The organism is Sneathiella limimaris (assembly GCF_012932565.1).
Lineage (GTDB): Bacteria > Pseudomonadota > Alphaproteobacteria > Sneathiellales > Sneathiellaceae > Sneathiella > Sneathiella limimaris.
In genome coordinates, this window is the sequence record NZ_JABBYJ010000001.1 from 2,818,452 (window position 1) to 2,838,132 (window position 19,681).

The window sequence follows — 19,681 nt, forward strand, 5'->3', positions numbered from 1 at the left end:
TGTCCCCAATTATATCCGCAAATATGAATACGAGCGTTGATTTAGAACAATTCCAATAAAACTTAAGAGCAGAAAAAAGTAAGCTTAGTACTGGTAGGTCACTCCTAAACGGAACTGACTTTCCAAATGACCAAAATCGTCACTCCCAGATGCGTAAGTCACCAAATAATTTTCATAATCTGTCAGCGTATAATCCAGGCGCATTCTAAGCGCATCCGTCAGGGCGAATTCAACACCGCCACCGTATCTGATCCCCAGAACACTATCATCAGGATAAACAGTTCCGCCGCCGACTGTATATTCAGTCTCAAACCAGCTCTGCACCGCCCCTGCCCGGCCGTATAGAAGGACAGAGTCTCCAACGATATAACCTGCCCGAAGAGCTGCACCTAATGAGGCTATTTTCTCAACTGAGTAAATTCGGCCATTAGGATCCCGTTCGATATTCCAACTGGCACCGGAGAGTTCACCATCAACCTCCGCCCCAAGATAAAAGTCTCCAATACGGTGACCATAACCAACCAGCAAACCTCCGCCGATCCCCTGATCCGCTCTCAAAGCGTTGAGCGTAAAGGTTGGGGCTGCCGCATTGGGGCGTGGACCAGAGTTTTCAGTTCCCAGCAAGCCGTGAGCCGCAAATCCGCCTATGTAAAACCCTGTGAAATCAGTTGGCTTTACCTCTTCCTCTGATTCCTGATTGTTGAAATGGTAGATAAGAGCAAATCTGGCCAACGCGTCAGTATTACTGAAATTATCGTCATCCCCTCCTCCAAGAGGGGCGCCCATTTCATAATCTGGATACCCTGTAATTGCATATTCCATCCGGCCTGAAAAAGAGCCTCCTAACGGAAATTCTGCACCGCCCCCTATTCTCAGACCTGTTTCCCGATCCGTCTTGGAAGCCGTATCCAAACCATTATCATACTCACTCTTAAACTCGCTCGAAACAACGCCGCCCCGCCCGTATAAAAGAACATTGTTGCGCGTTTCAAAACTCAGTATGGCCGACAAGCCAATCGTGTTTTCTTTCTCTACAGCGAAAGTACGATCTGCATTATGAGACCACCGGGCGCTTTCAAGCTCCCCATCAAGTTCAAGACCAAGGGCGAGTTTACCAAGCTGTGCTCGATACCCGATCAAGGCACCACCACCCAGCCCCCAATCACCGAAACTATTTGTCACTGTTCCGGCACCACGAGGTCCATCTAATGCAGTATTCAAACCTTGGTGACTGACTAACGCACCAATATAAAATCCAGAATTTGACATTTCGGCGACCCCGGATCCATCTTTATAAAACTCGTCGAATTCTGCGCCTACGCGCAATTGGATCCCGTGGGAGTCATAATCGCCGCCAGCGACATTGGAACTCCGCTGTTCAAAGCTATATCCCCCATCTACGTAGAGTCGTGGCGTCACATAATACCGAAGCCCCAAGCCAGCTTCAGTTACGTAATTGGCCAGATCGCTATCCTGATAATCATTTTCCGACAGATAAAGGTAAGTCCGCCCAACCAGATCAGAGGCAAACCGATGACTAACCCTTACCCCGGCGGTTGTGTTGAGATAACTTGATGCCCCTGAAAGGGTTGTTTCTTCGATCGTTCTGTCGAGTAAAGCCGTCACACGCGTACCTGGTGAAGCCGCCCAAGTGATATTGGCGCCAAAATCCGGCACTGTTACCGTGTCGAAAGCGTTGTCGTCGTAATATTGTTGGAGAAATCCGGCACTCACTTCACCCCAAACAGGTCCTATGCGACCGCTAAGGCCGAGATTTATCTCAACTCCATGGGATTCCCGGTCAAAACCGGCATCATCTACATCTGATACATAATCCCGTTGATTATAAATCCCCTGTATGAAGACCGTCCGAGCTTTTTCATATTCGTAACCCAAACGTATTCCATATTCGGACTGCAACCGATCGCGGTCATCGTTATTAATCGTGGATACCGAAGATACTGGTGTATCATCAAAATCATAATTATTGAGATTTATACCGAGCCTGGTGGACAGCTTGCCGGTTTTGTATTGAAGCGCAGCATAAGCGTCGGCTTCTCGGTATTCTGTGGGCTCTAAACCATCGACCCCATCTGGTGAACTCCGTTCTTCATGTTCCCAATCGTGACTGCCACCAAGAAAAAGAGTTATCGCCTCTCCAATTTTCCATTCGGCCGCAGCCCCCACAGATCCATCCAGATAATCTTCGTCCGTATGTGATCGGTAAAAAGCTTTTTCAGCACGTCCTTCAAGAGAGATTTTGACCTCTTCCCCCTTGTAGGTCACCCGCGCTTCTGGAACTATTTTGGTAATTAGGTCGTCGGCCTTATCATTTTCCGTCGAATAAATGTTGTCGCTAAATTCTTCACTAACCGACAGGCCCAGATCGAAATCAAACTTCGAATTCTCCTTCTTTACAGCTTCTGATTTCTCTTCTGCGTTTGCAAAAACAACAGAGAAGGCCATAAGCAAAGGGACCAACTTTAGGGAAGTAGAAAATTTGGACATGTAATTATCAAACGAAAAACGGGAAGCACATCTTTTAGGCGTTATAATAAATTAAAATGAAGCGCTAGAGTAAATCCACCATTTTTTTGTGTATTTTTAGGGATGGTGCTCCCTAAAATCCACAGTTTCCTCGCCAAATCACAAATCCATAGCTTCTGCGTTCAGGTCGTTTAGCAGCACCGACGATAAGATCAGACGAGGGTATTATCGATCTCTGAAGACAACCAGTCCGTAAAGGCCGCCACATTTTTATTGCGCTGATTTCGGGGGGGCACAACGCAGTAATAAGTGAAACCTTCAATTTCATCCTGTAAGGACATATTCGAAACAGGAACAAGCCACCGTTCTTTCACCGCGTTTTCTACCAATAGTGAACTGACCAGAGCTATTCCCTGCCCCGCCAGAGCTGCTTGAATGACGTGATGCTCTTGATCAAATCGCCTTATAGTATAGTTAGGTGGTGGAATGTCCTCATCTCTATGTCGGTGGATAAGCGCCTCCCAGGCGATCGGCGGCAGTGTTTTGTTGACCCACTCAGTCTCCAGAAGTTGAGCATCATTTAGGCTCGTGAGTTTATCAAGGTATGCAGGACTAGCGTATATTCCGAATTTTTCAGTAATGAGCTTAACTGCGTCGGCCTGGGCAGGGTCGAACTGACCGTAGCTAATTGTAAGATCGATACGACGGTCACGTATCACATCTATTTTCTGCTCTCCTGTGTGAATGGAAACCTCAATACCGGGATTAGCCCGATAAAACTTTTCAAGGTTGGGCACCAGCCACATAGAGGCAAAAGAAGAGGTTGTGCTAACAGTCAGCACCTCTTTTGCGCCGATGATGTTATTGACGGCGTCATTTAGCTGCCGAAAGATGCCGAATGTGGTCTCTGAAAGTAATTCCCCGTCACTGGTAAGCTGAACGGCTCGGGTCCTTCGCTTAAACAACCGAGTCCCAAGCCCCTCCTCTAATGTCTTAATTTGGTGAGAGACTGCAGCTGGTGTTACATGCAACTCGTCGGCTGCCTTCTTGAAACTTTTCAGTCTTGCAGCAGCATCAAACGTTCTTAGAACATTCAGAGATGGGAGCTTTGAGTACATTTCATACCCTGCCTATAGATGAATATTTCTCATCTATAATTTAGAATTCATCATTCGTCAAAAACCTTTTCTAGTGCCACCTTTCCTTCAATGACTAATCGGCTCTTTGAAAGGATGTGAGATGAAAACTATACTTCATATAGACGCTAGCGCAAGAAGAACGGACAATTCTGTTGAGGCCTATAACTCAATATCAAAATCAATTGCAGCTACATTCATAAGCAAATGGGCCGCACTTAATAATGAAATTAATATCATCCATAGGGATGTAGGAGTTAACCCACCTGACTTCATCAGTCAGGACTGGATTGCCGCTGTTTTTACCCCAGATGAATCCAAAACGGAAAGTCAAAAGGCTTTGCTCTCCCTGTCGGACACCTTGATCCAAGAGCTAGAGCAAGCTGACATCATTGTTATGTCATCATCTATGTACAACTATGGCATGCCTGCTTCCCTAAAGGCCTGGTTTGATCAAGTGATCCGCCTCAACAAGACATTCTCCTTTGATTTGGCCCGGGGGGATTTTCCACTAGAACCAATTATGTCAGGCAAAACACTGGTTTTGATCACCTCCAGTGGTGAGTTTGGGTTCGAAATTGGCGGTATTCGCGAAAAAATGAACCATCTTGGGCCTCATATACAGACATTGAGCCACTATTTGGGAGTTGAAACTTTCTATGAGATCAACGCTGAGTATCAAGAATTCAATGATGATCGGCATAAAAAGTCAGTCGCCAACGCTTACCAATCCGCCGAAGATTTAGCTCTAAAGTTGGCCAATACAAAACTGACTCAGCAATAAAAGAAAATCCAGCAGGTTGCAGTATTCGCTGGCTGTCTCAGCAAGCAGTTTTTAAAACGCAAAAACCCGCCTTAATGGCGGGTTTTTGTGTTTTGGTTGCGGGGGCTCGCAACCATCTTTGTTTGCTGCTTTTACAGTGGAGGCCTAACTCTTGACGTTTCGAACGATTAGTTCGACGACGGATTCCCTTAATGAGTTCTGGTTTTCTTTTGAAAAAAGCTGATCTCCAAAAATCATAGAGAAAGTCATTCTGTTGGAGACGTTGAAAAAGCTGAGAGCGCTGATCTGCCAATGAAGTTCTAAAGGAGAGATCCCTTTTCGAAACTCTCCAGCCTCTACTCCTCTAGAATAAAGTCGTTGCAACTCATTAATCGCCGTTACGTTCAGGTCGCGAATAATGTCTGACTGCTTCAGATAGGAGCCATGATGGATATTCTCGATCATCACAAGACGGATGAAATCCGGATGCCGACTATGATGATCGAAGGTGAAGGCTACCAGTTTCCGAAGCGCCTCCACCGGGGGCATATGATCGAGCTTAAGTTCTTCCTCCCCCTTTCGCACTTCCCGATAGGCTTCTTCAAGGACGCGACGGTAGAGATCTTCCTTGTTACCGAAATAATAGTAGATCATGCGTTTGGAGGTTTTGGTCTTCGCGGAGATTTCATCCATACGCGTGCCAGACAGGCCATTTTCTGCAAATTCCGCTAGCGCAACCCGCAAGATGTCTGCTTTCACAGCTTCCGGATCCTGCTTCCAACCCTGCCGTGAGCCGTTTCGCGTAATCTCTTCTGGTCTTATCTCTGCCATTTCTTTCTCCAGTTTGTAGAACTCACTTAGCATGTTTTTCCAAATTAACCAATTCGAACATTTATCTTGACTTAATTAACCAGATAGTACATTTCTATAAAAAAGCAGAAACAAACAATCTGCATCAGGGAGGATTCAATCGTGAAATCTGGGCTGCATCCCAACATCTGCAACCCATTCCCTGACGACCTGGGTTCTGCGGGTCGTCCGGTTTTGGTCGGCCTTGTCGGGAAAGGAATTCAATTGTCGCGAACTCCTTCCATGCATGAAGCCGAAGCGAAGGCACAGGGGATCAAACTGAAATACCAGCTAATTGACACAGATTTGATGGCAGATCCCGAAACCCCATTTGAGCGAATTCTCGAAGAGGCAGAAGAGGCTGGCTTTGTTGGCCTGAATGTAACCTACCCGTACAAAAAGGAGGCGAAACAATGCCTTCATAGCTGCTCCGACGCGGCCAATGCCATTGGGGCGGTGAATACAATCATCCTAAAAGAGGGAGAACGATACGGCCACAACACCGATTACTGGGGATTTGCAGAAAGCATGAAACAAGGCTTACCAGATGTTTCACTGGACTGCGTCTTACTAATCGGAGCTGGCGGCGCGGGTGCAGCAATTGCTAACGCAATGATTGATCTTGGTGTTAAAGAACTCCTGATTGCAGATACCAATGAGACAGCCGCAAGTAGCCTTCAACAACAACTCCAACTAAAAACGGAGACCCCCATTCGAATAGTGCGTGATCTTGAAAGTGCCGCAACAAAATCCAGCGGCATTATCAACGCTACACCCGTCGGTATGGCAAAACTACCGGGTTGCCCTATTCCCAAACATATTTTGCAACCACATCATTGGGTTTCAGAAATCATCTATTTCCCCCTGCAGACTGAATTTTTGCAGGCAGCCGAAGCAGTTGGTTGTCAATCACTGCCCGGATCTGGAATGGCCGTCTATCAGGCCGTGCGTGCCTTTAAGCTATTCACAGGGAAAGAGCCGGACGCCGGCCGAATGCGGGAGACTTTCGAGTCTTTCACCAAAACGAGTGCAATGTAAATACATTGTACCCAAACGTCTTTCTCGCAGGATAAGGGGGAGAGATTTATCTCAGGATTGAGACGACAAAGAGAAACATAAGGGAGAGTAAAATGCTGAAACTAGGTAAGACATTAAGCTTACTGTCAGGGATAGTCGGATTAGCCATGATGAGCCAATCCGTCCAGGCAGCAGGCGAGACAATCCGCTTTGCCCATGTGGACGGTGCGGAATGGCAGACATCCAAAAAAGGATCCGCCGCAGTCATTTTCAAAAACATTGTTGAAGGGGAAACTGGCATCAAGGTGGAACTGTTTCCAGCTGGCGCACTTGGAAATGAAGGGGAAATTATTCAACAGGCGCAGGAAGGGTTGACGCAGGTCGTGATGGTCTCCGGTGCCATGTCGAAAATCTGTAAAGCAGCCCAGGTCCTGGATATTCCTTACACCTTCCCATCAGCAACTGTTGCTTGGGAGGTGCTGGACGGATCCTTTGGACAGGAACTCGCAGCCCATTGTCTCGAAGAAACCGGACTTCGGACTATTGGTTATGGTGAAACCGGATTCCGGAACTTTACCAATGGCGTTCGTGAGGTAAAAACACCTGCGGATATGGCTGGTCTCAAATTCCGGGTACAGCCCATTCCACTTTATGTGGAAATGGTCAAGGGGCTTGGCGCCGAGCCAACACCGATTGCTTGGTCAGAACTTCCAAACGCGCTGTCCACAGGGGTGGTTGATGGTCAAGAAAATCCGGTCGGAACTATCTATAACAACAACCTGCACAAGCTGCAAAAATACATGATCCTTGATGGTCATGTGTATGCTGCTGATTTCCTCCTGATTAACGAGGAATTTCTACAATCTCTGACACCTGCTGAACAGGCCGTCATCAAACGAGCAGGAAAAGTTGCAGGTGCCATGGGCCGGGCTATTCAGCAGTTCAATACCGCCGAGGGGGTTACCAAGGTTGTTGCGGAAGGCATGCAAGTTTATTCCCCAACCGCGGAAGATCTGGCTAAATTCAAGGAACTCGCCCAACCTGCCGTGAAAAAATGGCTGGCTGGTGAACTTGGAAACCAGGCGAACTGGATTGAAAAACTGGATGAAGCTGTAAAGGCTGCACAGTAATCTCGTATACTTGGCTATGCACTGTGTAGTGCATAGCCAACTTAGCGGAGTACCGGGTGATGTATCGAAAGTCATTCAAGGCCATTCGAAAGATCTGTGCCTTTGGGGCTGGTTTTAGCCTCGCTACCATGTTTGCCATAATTTTTATTAATTCGGTACGCCGCTACACCCTTGGAAAATCTTTTGAATGGGGAGAAGAGCTGCCCATTTACCTGGGTATCTATGGGCTGATGTTCGGCGCAGCGTTCGCTTATCTGGATGATCAGCATATCCGCTTCACCATCGTCATCGACAGGCTTTCAGAAAAACTGAAGAACCGAATTTTCGTGGTCGTCGATATCCTTGTCGCTATCACAGGTGTCGCCCTCGCCTATTCCGGTTATCTATTTATGATCCGCCGGGGAAAAGTAGAAGCTTCCGGCCTCATCGGGCCCGTTCGTAGGGCCGCAGAGGACTTAAGCATGAGCTGGATCGAACTATTTGGTCATATGGCCTTCTGGCAGTTTTCGATGCTGTTGGGCGGCATACTTATTGCGATCGCGGCCTGTTATAAAATCCCCAGCCGACTTAATCCAAAAGAGGCAGCGTCATGACCATCGCAATTCTCATTGCAGCGCTGCTCATCGGCATGCCCATTGCCTTTTCAATTATCACAGCACTGGTTTTCTTCATGGCAACAGGTGATCTGCCCTATCACCTGCGCATCGTTGCAACAGAAATGTTCAAAGGCGTGAACTCCTACCCCTTACTTGCCATTCCCCTATTCATTCTCGCAGGAGAATTGATGAACGAGAGCGGGATCACAAACCGCATCATCAATTTCGCCAATGTAATTGTTGGTCGCCTGAAAGCAGGACTAGCACTTGTAAATATCTGGGCATCAGTCATTTTTGCTGGTCTTTCCGGATCAGCCGTCGCAGATACATCTGCGCTTGGGCGCGTGTTTATTCCAGAGATGGAAAAGCATGGCTATAAACGCTGGGATGCGGCGGCGCTGACGGCAGCCTCATCAGTCATTGGTCCCATCATCCCTCCCTCCATTCCGGTCATCATCTATGCCCTTATTGTGAGCGGAGTTTCTGTCCCAGCCCTGTTTGTGGCAGGCGTGGTTCCAGGTCTTCTACTGGCCTTAATGTTGTCCGTCTATGTAATGGCGACCCACAAAGGAACACCTGACGACAAGGGACCGCGTTCTTTCTCAGAAGTCTCCAACTCCGAAGCCCTGCTTGGTGGGATTATTCCGCTCTTGATGCCAGTGTTTGTCGTAGGATCGATCCTCTTGGGCGTGGTCACCCCAACAGAAGCTGCCTCTTTTGCAGTAGCCTATGCTCTGTTTGTCGGTCTAGTGCTCTACCGCGAAATCAACATTACCAGCCTGCCCCGGATTTTCTCTCGCGCTATGCGCGACAGCGCCGTGATTGTGTTGATTATCTCTGCGGTTGCTGCAGCTAACTGGCTCCTCACCTACAACCGGGTGCCCAATGCGCTAACCGACTGGGTGCTTGGCAATGTGACCAGCCAGTTCACCTTCCTGATTGCCGTTATCATTCTCTTCCTGTTTGTGGGTCTATTTCTGGAAGGAATTGCTGCCATGCTGGTGCTGGTTCCCATCCTGCACCCAATAGCGGTCAGCTTGGGTGTGGATCCAACTCATTTTGGTATCATCGTTATTTTCAATCTGATGATCGGGTTGATAACACCACCACTCGGCCTTTGTCTTTTCGTAGCGGAAGGAATTGCAAATGTGGGAATGACCAAGTTAATCCGTGCCATCATCCCCTATTTCCTCGTTGAAATTTTAGTTCTTCTGATCCTCACCTTCTGGCCAGTAACTGTGACTGGTCTGCCAAAGCTGCTTGGGTATCTCTGATGAAAACATCAATTGCGACCGTATCCATTGCTGGGGATTTTCAAGAGAAGTTAACGGCTATCGCTAATGCCGGGTTTGATGGGATCGAAATATTTGAAAATGACTTCCTCGCCTTCGATGGTTCTCCAACCGATGTTGGCAATATGATCCGGGATATGGGACTGGAAATCACCCTTTTTCAGCCTTTCCGTGACTTTGAAGGCATGCCGTCTGATAAACGTCAAAAGACCATGGACCGGGCAGAGCGTAAGTTTGACCTGATGCAAGAACTTGGTACAGACCTCATTCTGATCTGTTCCAATATCTCCCCCCACTCCCTTGGTGGAATTGACAGAGCAGCAGAAGATTTCTTTGAACTTGGGGAAAGGGCCGCCAAACGGAAGCTGAGGATCGGTTTCGAAGCCCTGGCTTGGGGCCGACATATCAATGACCACCGAGATGCGTGGGAAGTAGTCCGGCGGGCTAACCATGATAACGTTGGCATTATTCTTGACAGTTTTCACACCCTGGCCCGTAAAATTGATCCAAACAGTATCCGCTCCATCCCCGGTGACAAAATCTTTATCGTCCAGCTTGCGGATGCCCCCTTGATCGATATGGACCTCCTTTACTGGTCGCGCCATTTCAGGAATATGCCAGGTGAAGGCGATCTTGCCGTCACCGACTTCATGAAAGCTGTCGCAGCCACGGGATATCAGGGGCCAATTTCCCTTGAGATATTTAATGACCAGTTTCGAAGCGGTTCTCCCAAGTCCATAGCTGTTGACGGTCACCGCTCCCTGATTTACTTGATGGATCAGGTCGCCCGGCAGGAACCCGATGTTGAAATTGATCTCCCCGCCATGCCGGACCGGATTTTGGTCAAAGGTATCGAATTTATCGAGTTTGCCGCAGATGAACGAGAGGCAGAGGAACTCACGAAACTTCTTGAAACCCTTGGCTTTCGACTGGTCGGCAAACATATTTCCAAAGACGTCACTCGATGGCGCCAGGGGGATATCAACGTTGTTATAAATACTGAACAGGAAGGGTTTGCCCATTCTTCCTATATTCTCCGCGGAACAACCGTCTGTGCTATCGGTCTAAAAGTTGAAGATGCGAAAGCCACAACAGAGAGGGCAAAGGCTCTAAACGCAGAACTCTTTTCCCAACCTGTTGGTCCGGGAGAGCTTACTGTCCCAAGTATTCGAGGTGTAGGAGGAAGTGTTATCTACTTCCTCGATGACACATCCGATCTCGGTAAGATCTGGGATATTGAGTTTTTGACACCTGAAACGGTCGATGAATTGGATGAAGCTGGATTGATTAGCATTGATCATCTAGCACAGACCATGAATTACGAAGACATTCTAACCTGGCTGCTCTTCTATACCTCAATCTTCAATACTTTGAAAAAACCGATGGTGGATGTTGTTGATCCAGCAGGACTGGTCAGATCGCAAGTGGTGGAAAATACCCAAAAATCTTTCCGCCTAACACTTAATGGGGCAGAAAACCACCGAACACTTGCCGGACATTTCATCAAAGAACGATTAGGCTCTGCTGTTCAGCATGTGGCTTTTTCAACCAACGATATATTCAAAACCCTTGAAGACATGCGCGCCCGCGGGTTCAAGCCTCTGCAGATCTCCCAGAATTATTATGACGATCTGGAAGCCCGATTTGATCTGGATAACGACTTAAGCACAAAACTTCGCCAGAATAACATTCTCTATGACAAGGATGACGATGGCGAATATTTTCAGGTTTACAGCCAGACCTATGGCGAAGGGTTTTTTTTTGAGGTTGTAGAGCGCCGTGGTGGTTATGACGGATACGGGGCGCCAAATGCCCAATTCAGGATCACCGCACAGAAGCAACATTTACGCCCGACTACCGTTCCCAAAGATGCTACTGGTTAGCTAATCAAAAAACCAAAACACATATCTGACGGGAGGGATCATGACCGAGAAGCTGATCATTCTAAACGGGCCAAACCTTAATCTTCTGGGAGAGCGGGAGCCTGAAATCTACGGCACCACCACCCTTGCTGCCATTGAGGATAATTGCCAAAAACTAGCGGGTGAACTGGGTCTGGAGCTGGACTTCCTCCAATCCAACTTCGAAGGTGAGTTGGTCACCTGGATACAGGAAGCTCGAAAATCCACGGATGGCCTCATCATCAATCCAGCTGGCTATTCCTTCCACTCCGTTCCTATTCTGGATGCGCTGAAGCTCTACCAAAAACCCATTATCGAGGTCCACCTCTCCAATATTCACGCCCGCGACGAACATCACCGAAACTCCATCCTCTCATCTGTCGCCTCAGGTGTCATTTGCGGATTAGGTGCTTACGGCTATGAATTGGCAATCTCATCAATTAAGGAAATACTCGGATCCGCTAAGAACAACAAATCAAATATCTAAGAGCAATTAAAGTTGGTTGCGTGTGGTTTAACCGTGAATGTTAAGCAACTAATTTAATTTATATTTTCTTTGACGTTTTGGTTGCGGGGGTAGGATTTTGCTCGGGGCTAAGCCCCTCCCTGTACCTGCGCAGCTTTCGCTGCTTGTTGTGAACCTTGCCAGCCTTTGCGTTGCAAAGCCTGTCTGAGTTTCTCATCCTAGTCCACAGTAACAAAATGCAAAAAGGCCATCCTTTGGATGACCTTATTTAATTTGGTTGCGGGGGCTCGCATTCAACGACAGCCTATAAAGAGTACTTTTATCATCCAAGTCTCCTTCCCTCCAATTTAAGCATTAACCGCTTTATTGGAGAAAGGGTTCTCAACTGTTCGGTCATACCAGAGTGACGTGGAAGACTAGCCCCGATGACGCTGCTTTCTCGAACATCGCAGGTAGAGTATAGGTCACCGATAGTGAGCCGGGATTTGGCATCCCTCCTTGATCTTCGGGATCATCAAGTCCACCATCATCACTAAAGCAAAAAATAAGATTGCTCAAATTCATCTAAGCAGAATTAAAAATTTAATACCGCTGTCGGATCAAAGTTTTTCTTCTTTGAATAAACCCCAAGAAACAAATCCCTCATTTTACTCCCCAACAACGCACCCTGAATGGTTGTTTTTATTACTTACCCAAAAAATCCAGTTGATCGTAAATATCTATGCAGCCTGAGAATTCCGCTTACTGACCAATAAAACGACATGTTTACCAAAAACACTAAAGCAGAACTATACAAAAAAACGTCAAAGTTACTGATATGCGGTTGATAACTTCTAAATGGATGCGTTTTTGGCTCTATTCCTAAATATAGATACACAAATATTCCAGGTAAAAATAAAGTTTGAACTCCTAAATATCTCGAAATTAGCACAGCTCTTTTTATTTTATCCTTTGAAGTCAGATATATATATTTAGAGTTTAACAGACTCACAAATGGAATAGTACCAATAAACATCACAATCGCTGCAGACATATGTTCAAAATAGGGCACTCGTGAAGCATACCCCAACTCCACAATTTCCCCACTCATACGTGCAACTCCCGGAAACCCATCGACAATAGTATGAGCTAATTCACTGCAATACGCCGTCCATTCCATATAAATATCTGATTGAAACGCTTCCAGAGTAGAGTATGTCGCAAAATATACCAGCGCCAGCAAAGTAATAGTTTCCAAGCGGAGCAAAACTTTAGCGGTAAATTCCGTCATAGGTAGATCCACCATGATTCCTGGCTAGAGCGAGCCAAAATCAATGAATGAAAATGGCGTTTTACTAACAATTCACCACCTCCATACCGGAGCCGTCTGAACGAGATTTTATCGTTTTCACTTGGTTTTCTTCTTTGAATATCCCCCCGAAAAACAGATCTCTCATCTTTCCCGCCTAAAACAATGCACCTCGATTGGTTGTTTTTATAATTAAATATACGATCAAGCTGGCCGCATATACCGATACAGTCTAAGAATTCCGATTACCAGGTTATAGAATCCGTGATTAAAAAGTAATATTAAAGTAAAACTAAATAAAAAAACATCTATATTACTTAAATGTGGCTGAAAACTTTTAAAACTATGTTTTTCTGGATAAATCCCAATATAAAAGTACGCAATTATTCCAAATATAGAAATCAATGGAATTGCAATATACCTTGAAATAATAACGATATTTTTCACACGTTCTTTAGATGCAATCCGTATATAGTTATAGTTCACAATATTAAGAACCGGAACAGCAAGACAAAATATCACGATCGCGGCTGTCATATGCTCAAAGTAAGGTACTCGCTCATCATACCCCAACGCTACAATACCGTGTATCATCTGATTTACACCTGGAAAGCCACCAGCAAGGGCATGGCTTAGCTCTCGACAATACTCTGTCCAAGCCCAAAACATATCTGAATGAAATGCTTCTAAGACCGAATAGGTGGCGAGGTATATCATTCCTGGCAAAGACATACATTCCAAACGCGCCAGAAACTTGCCCTTAATTAGCGTCATGGACAGATACTCCGTAATTTCCTCATCACCACACCAGCCCTTTATAATACTATTGAGCGAATCCAATATACTTCAGCAACAACTCTAAACCTATATCCGGCGCGCTTTCACTCGCAACTTCGTCGGACATACTTCCCCGCCAAAATTAATTAGAGGTAGAATTTAATGTTAAGACAAGAAACTGGTCAACGTGAAGCTGATTTTTTCATGAGAAACTCAAGTGAATTTGACCCTCGTTTCAAAGCAAGGCTTCAATTCGTTTTCAGCAATAAAGTTGGTTGCAAGGCGATTTGAACCTACGATAACAACTCTTTGATATAACAATTTAAATTCTTGGAAGGTTGGTTTCTGTTGTAGGATTTTGCTCGGGGCTAAGCCCCTTCCTGCCCCTGCGCGGCTTTGCGCTGCTTGTTGTGAACCTTGCCAGCCTTTGCGATGCAAAGCCTGTCTGAGTTTCGCATCCTAGTCCACAGTAACAAAACGCAAAAACCCGCCATAATGGCGGGTTTTTGTGTTTTGGTTGCGGGGGTAGGATTTGAACCTACGACCTTCAGGTTATGAGCCTGACGAGCTACCGGGCTGCTCCACCCCGCGTTGGTGTTAGAGTTTATGAGCTAAAAAAAGCACCTGTGAGGTGCTTTTTGTTGATTTGACGATGTGAGAGAGTGTCTGATATTTGCAGGCCTGGCAACGACCTACTCTTCCGTGTCTTAAGACAAAGTACCATCGGCGCTAGGAGTTTTCACTTCCGAGTTCGGGATGGGATCGGGTGCAGCCCTCCTGCCATAGCCACCAGGCCGGCAAATATCAGACATTTATTACATCAGTATTCTGTTTTGACTACTGTACATGGTTTTGAATTGCTGTGATCAAACACAATCGAGTGATTAGTACTGGTCAGCTCCATGTGTTGCCACACTTCCACCTCCAGCCTATCAACGTGGTAGTCTTCCACGGCTCTCAAGGGATATCTAGTTTTGAGGGGGGCTTCCCGCTTAGATGCTTTCAGCGGTTATCCCGTCCGGACTTAGCTACCCTGCAGTGCCGCGGGCGCGACAACAGGTCCACCAGAGGTCCGTCCACCCCGGTCCTCTCGTACTAGGGGCAGCTCCTCTCAAATATCCTACACCCACGGCAGATAGGGACCGAACTGTCTCACGACGTTCTAAACCCAGCTCACGTACCTCTTTAATTGGCGAACAGCCAAACCCTTGGGACCTGCTCCAGCCCCAGGATGAGATGAGCCGACATCGAGGTGCCAAACAATGCCGTCGATATGGACTCTTGGGCATTATCAGCCTGTTATCCCCGGCGTACCTTTTATCCGTTGAGCGATGGCCCTTCCACGCGGGACCACCGGATCACTATGACCGACTTTCGTCTCTGCTCGACTTGTCAGTCTCGCAGTCAGGCTGGCTTATGCCATTGCACTCCACAGCTGATTTCCGACCAGCTTGAGCCAACCTTCGCGCGCCTCCGTTACCATTTGGGAGGCGACCGCCCCAGTCAAACTACCCACCATGCAGGGTCCCGGAACCGGATAACGGTCCTCGGTTAGATACCAAAAGTCAAAAGGGTGGTATTTCAAGGATGCCTCCACAATAACTGGCGTCACTGCTTCAAAGGCTCCCACCTATCCTACACATTTAAATCCTGATACCACTGCAAAGCTGTAGTAAAGGTGCACGGGGTCTTTCCGTCTGACCGCGGGTACTCCGCATCTTCACGGAGAGTTCAATTTCGCTGAGTCTATGTTGGAGACAGCGGGGAAGTCGTTACGCCATTCGTGCAGGTCGGAACTTACCCGACAAGGAATTTCGCTACCTTAGGACCGTTATAGTTACGGCCGCCGTTTACTGGGGCTTCGATTCGCAGCTCTCACCACTCCTCTTAACCTTCCAGCACCGGGCAGGCGTCAGACCCTATACGTCGTCTTGCGACTTCGCAGAGTCCTATGTTTTTAATAAACAGTCGCCACCCCCAAGTCTGTGCCACCCCCCTTAAGTTGCCTTAAAGAGGGTACCCCTTCTCCCGAAGTTACGGGGTCATTTTGCCGAGTTCCTTCAACATAGTTCTCTCAAACGCCTCGGTATACTCTACCAGTCCACCTGTGTCGGTTTGGGGTACGGTCTATACGCTGGAGCTATTTCCTGGAACAGGTTCACGGCAGATCCAATCCAATAAGGATCCACAATTTACCCCATTCGTCACTTCCAGCAGGTTGAGGAATATTAACCTCATTCCCATCGACTACGGCTTTCGCCCTCGCCTTAGGGGCCGACTAACCCTGCGCAGATTAGCTTTACGCAGGAACCCTTGGACTTTCGGCGTGAGTGTTTCTCACACTCATCTCGCTACTCATGTCAGCATTCTCACTTCTGATACCTCCAGATAACCTCACGGTTACCCTTCACAGGCTTACAGAACGCTCCGCTACCATCCAGACAAGTCTGGATCCGCAGCTTCGGTGTATGGCTTTAGCCCCGGTACATCTTCGGCGCAAGACGGCTTATTTAGACCAGTGAGCTATTACGCTTTCTTTAAAGGGTGGCTGCTTCTAAGCCAACCTCCTGGTTGTTTTGGCCTTCTCACATCCTTTCCCACTTAGCCATAACTTAGGGACCTTAGCTGGCGGTCTGGGCTGTTTCCCTCTCGGCAATGGATCTTAGCACCCACTGCCTGTCTGCCATGCTGCATTCATCGGTATTCGGAGTTTGGTTAGGTTTGGTAAGCCGTTGGGGCCCCCTAGCCCATCCAGTGCTCTACCCCCGATGATGATACATGACGCTCTACCTAAATAGATTTCGCGGAGAACCAGCTATTTCCGAGTTTGATTGGCCTTTCACCCCTAGCCACAAGTCATCCCCCAACTTTTCAACGTTGGTGGGTTCGGTCCTCCAGTGCGTGTTACCGCACCTTCAACCTGCTCATGGCTAGATCACTCGGTTTCGGGTCTAATCCCTGCAACTATACGCCCTATTAAGACTCGCTTTCGCTGCGCCTACACCTAACGGCTTAAGCTTGCTGCAAAGATTAACTCGCTGACCCATTATACAAAAGGTACGCCGTCACACCATAAAGGTGCTCCGACTGCTTGTAGGCATCCGGTTTCAAGATCTCTTTCACTCCCCTCGTCGGGGTGCTTTTCACCTTTCCCTCACGGTACTTGTTCACTATCGGTCGCATAGGAGTACTTAGGCTTGGAGGGTGGTCCCCCCACGTTCAGACAGGATTTCACGTGTCCCGCCCTACTCGAGGATCATTAACAACCATACCCGTACGGGGCTATCACCCACTATGGCCTGCCTTTCCAGACAGTTCCGGTTAATTATTAATGACCACTGGCCTGGTCCGCGTTCGCTCGCCACTACTAACGGAGTCTCGGTTGATGTCCTTTCCTCTGGCTACTTAGATGTTTCAGTTCGCCAGGTTCGCCTCGCTATCCTATATATTCAGATAACGATACCGCTAATGCGGTGGGTTTCCCCATTCGGATATCTTCGGATCAAAGTTTGCTTGCAACTCCCCGAAGCTTTTCGCAGCATGCCACGTCCTTCATCGCCTCTATGCGCCAAGGTATCCACCAAATGCCCTTAAGACGTTTGATCTCAGCAATTCATCATCATGTACAGAAGTCAAAACAGCTACGCTGTTCCATCTTCTGTTCATTCACAGTTATTGAACATTACCCAAAAATATTCATGCCGTGCAGCATGAACATCTTCAGTCAAGAGATATCAAAGTTCCTAAAAACTCTAACATCTCCAGAATTCAAGACATCTAGAGCATCTCGTCTCTAAACATCTTGGGATGTAATAAATTTCTCTTCACAATGTCAAATAGCACACAAGGGCATAACCCTCGCAAAATAACCAGATAAATCCGGTATTCCGTGTTCCTCATTATGGATAGTCTTTTCGTCGCCAGCACTGACCACTCTCGCAGCCGGTTGGATGGTGGAGGCAGACGGGATCGAACCGACGACCTCATGCTTGCAAAGCACGCGCTCTCCCAACTGAGCTATGCCCCCATTCCCAACATCCGGCGTTCAATACGCAGCAAACCATGGTGGGCCTGGGTAGACTTGAACTACCGACCTCACGCTTATCAGGCGTGCGCTCTAACCAGCTGAGCTACAGGCCCTCAGCGCTCTATCAGCCCTAAAACCGATAGGCGGCAACTTTCTATCCATAAAGAAGAGATGCGTGGACGGCGATGCCTGCTCCATAATATGTCTGTCTTAAATCCCGAAGGATCCAAGCAAACTAATGTCTAAAACATCCGGTATAAATACCAGACATCCTTAGAAAGGAGGTGATCCAGCCGCAGGTTCCCCTACGGCTACCTTGTTACGACTTCACCCCAGTCGCTGACCTTACCGTGGTCGGCTGCGTCCAAAAGGTTCGCGCACCGGCTTCGGGTAAAACCAACTCCCATGGTGTGACGGGCGGTGTGTACAAGGCCCGGGAACGTATTCACCGCGGCATGCTGATCCGCGATTACTAGCGATTCCAACTTCATGCTCTCGAGTTGCAGAGAACAATCCGAACTGAGACAGCTTTTTGAGATTAGCTCCAGGTCGCCCCTTCGCTGCCCATTGTCACTGCCATTGTAGCACGTGTGTAGCCCAGCCCATAAGGGCCATGAGGACTTGACGTCATCCCCACCTTCCTCCGGCTTATCACCGGCAGTTCCATTAAAGTACCCAACTTAATGCTGGCAACTAATGGCGAGGGTTGCGCTCGTTGCGGGACTTAACCCAACATCTCACGACACGAGCTGACGACAGCCATGCAGCACCTGTGTGGTAGCCAGCCGAACTGAAGAAAACCATCTCTGGTAATCAGACTACCCATGTCAAGGGCTGGTAAGGTTCTGCGCGTTGCTTCGAATTAAACCACATGCTCCACCGCTTGTGCGGGCCCCCGTCAATTCCTTTGAGTTTTAATCTTGCGACCGTACTCCCCAGGCGGAATGCTTAATGCGTTAGCTGCGTCACTGAAAGGTAAACCTTCCAACAACTAGCATTCATCGTTTACGGCGTGGACTACCAGGGTATCTAATCCTGTTTGCTCCCCACGCTTTCGTACCTCAGCGTCAGTATCGGACCAGTAAGCCGCCTTCGCCACTGGTGTTCTTCCCAATATCTACGAATTTCACCTCTACACTGGGAATTCCACTTACCTCTTCCGAACTCTAGCTACACAGTTTTGAGTGCAGTTCCGGGGTTGAGCCCCGGGCTTTCACACCCAACTTGCATAGCCGCCTACGTACTCTTTACGCCCAGTAATTCCGAACAACGCTAGTCCCCTCCGTATTACCGCGGCTGCTGGCACGGAGTTAGCCGGGACTTCTTTACTAGGTACCGTCATTATCTTCCCTAGCGAAAGAGCTTTACAACCCTAAGGCCTTCTTCACTCACGCGGCATGGCTGGATCAGGCTTGCGCCCATTGTCCAATATTCCCCACTGCTGCCTCCCGTAGGAGTCTGGACCGTGTCTCAGTTCCAGTGTGGCTGATCTTCCTCTCAGAACAGCTAAAGATCGTAGACTTGGTAGGCCATTACCCCACCAACTATCTAATCCTACGCGGGTTCATCCTTTGGCGATAAATCTTTAGTCCGTAGACATTATGCGGTATTAGCGTTCGTTTCCAAACGTTATCCCGCACCAAAGGGCAGATCCCCACGCGTTACTCACCCGTGCGCCACTCTCTACTTCCCGAAGGAAGCTTCTCGTTCGACTTGCATGTGTTAGGCCTGCCGCCAGCGTTCGTTCTGAGCCAGGATCAAACTCTCAAGTTTGATTGAATTGACAAATTCTCCCGTCACAACGTCTGTAAATATATAACACCCTAAAGCGCCACATATTCACGCTGACAAATTACTTTCATAACTATCAAGATACGCTGCAACAACAAAAACTCGTCAACAAATTCACAAGCAATCGCCGCCCGCGCATCTCTTCTTCTTATCAACAATGT

The 19,681-nt window shown here is 47.8% G+C and carries 12 protein-coding genes, 3 tRNA genes and 3 rRNA genes; 7 read left to right on the plus strand and 11 right to left on the minus strand.

The features are described 5' to 3' along the window. Window positions 1-84 precede the first annotated feature (84 nt). Window positions 85-2,508: an outer membrane beta-barrel protein gene (locus tag HH301_RS13590; RefSeq protein WP_169569430.1), complete on the minus strand. Its 2,424-nt coding sequence runs from the start codon at window positions 2,506-2,508 to the stop codon at window positions 85-87. A gap of 191 nt (window positions 2,509-2,699) precedes the next feature. Next, window positions 2,700-3,605 carry a LysR substrate-binding domain-containing protein gene (locus HH301_RS13595; protein WP_169569431.1) on the minus strand — a complete coding sequence of 302 codons (906 nt, stop codon included), beginning with the start codon at window positions 3,603-3,605 and terminating at the stop codon, window positions 2,700-2,702. 121 nt (window positions 3,606-3,726) lie between these two features. On the opposite strand from HH301_RS13595, the gene HH301_RS13600 reads away from it, so the two are divergent. Next, complete coding sequence (locus tag HH301_RS13600) at window positions 3,727-4,407, plus strand: FMN-dependent NADH-azoreductase (protein WP_169569432.1); 681 nt, start codon at window positions 3,727-3,729, stop codon at window positions 4,405-4,407. A 144-nt stretch (window positions 4,408-4,551) separates the two neighbouring features. On the opposite strand, the gene HH301_RS13605 is transcribed toward HH301_RS13600, so the two are convergent. Continuing rightward, window positions 4,552-5,217, minus strand: coding sequence for a TetR/AcrR family transcriptional regulator (locus HH301_RS13605; RefSeq protein ID WP_169569433.1), 666 nt, complete (start codon window positions 5,215-5,217; stop codon window positions 4,552-4,554). A 141-nt stretch (window positions 5,218-5,358) separates the two neighbouring features. Between HH301_RS13605 and HH301_RS13610 the strand changes: the two genes are divergently transcribed. From HH301_RS13610 to aroQ, 6 genes are all read left to right on the plus strand, one after another. Then, window positions 5,359-6,273, plus strand: coding sequence for a shikimate dehydrogenase (locus HH301_RS13610; RefSeq protein ID WP_206378309.1), 915 nt, complete (start codon window positions 5,359-5,361; stop codon window positions 6,271-6,273). Between the two features lie 92 nt (window positions 6,274-6,365). Then, window positions 6,366-7,382, plus strand: coding sequence for a DctP family TRAP transporter solute-binding subunit (locus tag HH301_RS13615; protein ID WP_169569434.1), 1,017 nt, complete (start codon window positions 6,366-6,368; stop codon window positions 7,380-7,382). A gap of 59 nt (window positions 7,383-7,441) precedes the next feature. Then, complete coding sequence (locus tag HH301_RS13620) at window positions 7,442-7,975, plus strand: TRAP transporter small permease (RefSeq protein ID WP_169569435.1); 534 nt, start codon at window positions 7,442-7,444, stop codon at window positions 7,973-7,975. Next, window positions 7,972-9,252 carry a TRAP transporter large permease gene (locus HH301_RS13625; RefSeq protein ID WP_169569436.1) on the plus strand — a complete coding sequence of 427 codons (1,281 nt, stop codon included), beginning with the start codon at window positions 7,972-7,974 and terminating at the stop codon, window positions 9,250-9,252. Before HH301_RS13620 ends, HH301_RS13625 begins: the two co-directional genes overlap by 4 nt. Next, window positions 9,252-11,153, plus strand: coding sequence for a bifunctional sugar phosphate isomerase/epimerase/4-hydroxyphenylpyruvate dioxygenase family protein (locus HH301_RS13630; protein ID WP_169569437.1), 1,902 nt, complete (start codon window positions 9,252-9,254; stop codon window positions 11,151-11,153). The genes HH301_RS13625 and HH301_RS13630 overlap by 1 nt, the downstream gene beginning before the upstream one ends. 40 nt (window positions 11,154-11,193) lie before the next feature. Then, window positions 11,194-11,658 carry a type II 3-dehydroquinate dehydratase gene (gene aroQ, locus HH301_RS13635; RefSeq protein ID WP_169569438.1) on the plus strand — a complete coding sequence of 155 codons (465 nt, stop codon included), beginning with the start codon at window positions 11,194-11,196 and terminating at the stop codon, window positions 11,656-11,658. A gap of 667 nt (window positions 11,659-12,325) precedes the next feature. Here the strand turns inward: aroQ and HH301_RS13640 are convergent. The 8 genes from HH301_RS13640 to HH301_RS13675 all read right to left on the minus strand — a co-directional run bounded on the left by HH301_RS13640 (window position 12,326) and on the right by HH301_RS13675 (window position 19,502). Next, window positions 12,326-12,907 carry a hypothetical protein gene (locus HH301_RS13640; protein ID WP_169569439.1) on the minus strand — a complete coding sequence of 194 codons (582 nt, stop codon included), beginning with the start codon at window positions 12,905-12,907 and terminating at the stop codon, window positions 12,326-12,328. A 222-nt stretch (window positions 12,908-13,129) separates the two neighbouring features. Beyond that, complete coding sequence (locus HH301_RS13645) at window positions 13,130-13,699, minus strand: hypothetical protein (RefSeq protein ID WP_169569440.1); 570 nt, start codon at window positions 13,697-13,699, stop codon at window positions 13,130-13,132. A 517-nt stretch (window positions 13,700-14,216) separates the two neighbouring features. Next, a tRNA-Met gene (locus tag HH301_RS13650) sits at window positions 14,217-14,293 on the minus strand. An 88-nt stretch (window positions 14,294-14,381) separates the two neighbouring features. Further along, a 5S ribosomal RNA gene (rrf, locus tag HH301_RS13655) occupies window positions 14,382-14,496 on the minus strand. 69 nt (window positions 14,497-14,565) lie between these two features. Next, window positions 14,566-17,306: ribosomal RNA gene (locus tag HH301_RS13660) — 23S ribosomal RNA — on the minus strand. A gap of 347 nt (window positions 17,307-17,653) precedes the next feature. Continuing rightward, a tRNA-Ala gene (locus HH301_RS13665) sits at window positions 17,654-17,729 on the minus strand. Window positions 17,730-17,765: 36 nt separating this feature from the next. Next, window positions 17,766-17,842: transfer RNA gene (locus HH301_RS13670), tRNA-Ile, on the minus strand. A gap of 164 nt (window positions 17,843-18,006) precedes the next feature. Next, window positions 18,007-19,502: ribosomal RNA gene (locus HH301_RS13675) — 16S ribosomal RNA — on the minus strand. Together the 16S, 23S and 5S rRNA genes with 3 tRNA genes alongside form the textbook arrangement of a ribosomal RNA operon. Window positions 19,503-19,681 lie beyond the last annotated feature (179 nt).